1 protein-coding gene is annotated in these 269 nt (G+C 63.2%); it reads left to right on the top strand.

Annotation, left to right across the window (positions count from 1 at the left end):
• Positions 1 to 12: 12 nt before the first annotated feature.
• Positions 13 to 269, top strand: a 257-nt coding sequence (locus ACL02S_RS24305; protein WP_412804816.1) for an esterase/lipase family protein, incomplete at its 3' end; no start/stop codon positions are given.

Raw genomic sequence — 269 nt, 5'->3', positions numbered from 1 at the left:
TTCGGCGCCTTCGTGGATCGGGTCCTCGCCGCGACCGGGGCTACCAGGGTGGATATCGTCTCCCACTCTCAAGGCAATATCTACGGTAATTACTTCATCAAGCGGCTCGGTGGGGCGGCGAAGGTGGACAAGCTGGTCGGGCTGGCTCCGCTATGGCTCGGCTCGAATGCCGCGGGCTTGGGGGAGCTGAACGAGTACAGCATGCGGTTGGGATCGAGCCAGGCTTTCGATGCGCTTTTCGGGCCGTGTCAGGCCTGTCCGCAAGGTGC

The sequence above is a fragment of the Nocardia spongicola genome, from assembly GCF_047200775.1.
GTDB lineage: Bacteria > Actinomycetota > Actinomycetes > Mycobacteriales > Mycobacteriaceae > Nocardia.
This window is presented reverse-complemented; position numbering and strand designations above follow the sequence as displayed.